A 1,674-nucleotide genomic window follows, 5' to 3' on the forward strand; every position below is an offset into this window, starting at 1 on the left:
TATGGAGCCCGTATTCTGGGAACCACAAAGTGGACGCAAGCAATCTCTGACCACTCCTACCAGCCTTTACAACGGTATGAGTGTAGTGATTATCAAGTTATCGGCTTATTAGTACCGGTCAGCTCCGACAGTCTTTAGTCCTGTCTTCCACATCCGGCCTATCAACCCAGTCGTCTGGCTGGGAGCCTCTCCCCCGAAGGGATGGAAATCTCATCTCGAAGCCGGCTTCCCGCTTAGATGCTTTCAGCGGTTATCCGTTCCGAACGTAGCTAATCAGCGGTGCTCCTGGCGGAACAACTGACACACCAGAGGTTCGTCCATCCCGGTCCTCTCGTACTAGGGATAGATCTTCTCAAATTTCCTGCGCGCGCAGCGGATAGGGACCGAACTGTCTCACGACGTTCTAAACCCAGCTCGCGTACCGCTTTAATGGGCGAACAGCCCAACCCTTGGGACCTACTCCAGCCCCAGGATGCGACGAGCCGACATCGAGGTGCCAAACCATGCCGTCGATATGGACTCTTGGGCAAGATCAGCCTGTTATCCCCGAGGTACCTTTTATCCGTTGAGCGACAGCGCTTCCACAAGCCACTGCCGGATCACTAGTCCCGACTTTCGTCCCTGCTCGACTTGTCAGTCTCACAGTCAAGCTCCCTTGTGCACTTACACTCGACACCTGATTGCCAACCAGGTTGAGGGAACCTTTGGGCGCCTCCGTTACTCTTTAGGAGGCAACCGCCCCAGTTAAACTACCCATCAGGCACTGTCCCTGAACCCGATTAGGGTCCGAAGTTAGATATCCAGAGTGACCAGAGTGGTATTTCAACAATGACTCCACGAACACTAGCGTGCCCGCTTCACAGTCTCCCACCTATCCTACACAAGCCACACCGAACACCAATACCAAACTATAGTAAAGGTCACGGGGTCTTTCCGTCCTGCTGCGCGTAACGAGCATCTTTACTCGTAATGCAATTTCGCCGAGTTCGCGGTTGAGACAGCTGGGAAGTCGTTACGCCATTCGTGCAGGTCGGAACTTACCCGACAAGGAATTTCGCTACCTTAGGATGGTTATAGTTACCACCGCCGTTTACTGGGGCTTAAATTCTCAGCTTCGCCTTGCGGCTAACCGTTCCTCTTAACCTTCCAGCACCGGGCAGGCGTCAGTCCGTATACATCGTCTTGCGACTTAGCACGGACCTGTGTTTTTAGTAAACAGTCGCTTCCCACTGGTCTCTGCGGCCATCGAACGCTCCCGGAGCAAGTCCGTTCACGCCTCAGGCCCCCCTTCTCCCGAAGTTACGGGGGCATTTTGCCGAGTTCCTTAACCACGATTCTCTCGATCTCCTTAGTATTCTCTACCTGACCACCTGAGTCGGTTTGGGGTACGGGCAGCTAGAACCTCGCGTCGATGCTTTTCTTGGCAGCATAGGATCACCGATTTCGACTTGCGTCTACCCATCAGATCTCAGGCTATATGAACGACGGATTTGCCTATCGTTCGCCCTACATCCTTAGACCGGGACAACCATCGCCCGGCTCGGCTACCTTCCTGCGTCACACCTGTTAATACGCTAAACGCACCAGCACGGGGTCGTACGCTAGGCCCAACGCTTCACCCCGAAGGGATCCATCAAAGGGATTCAGATACTTAGCACTACTGGATTGTCTTGG

The 1,674-nt window shown here is 53.9% G+C and carries 1 rRNA gene (only partly in view); it reads right to left on the bottom strand.

Annotated elements, in window-relative coordinates:
- Positions 1-88 precede the first annotated feature (88 nt).
- Positions 89-1,674 (bottom strand): 23S ribosomal RNA (locus tag EDF35_RS00570); it runs 1,154 nt beyond the window's last position.

The sequence above is a fragment of the Rathayibacter sp. PhB151 genome, assembly GCF_004366415.1.
GTDB classification, from domain to species: Bacteria; Actinomycetota; Actinomycetes; order Actinomycetales; family Microbacteriaceae; genus Rathayibacter; species Rathayibacter festucae.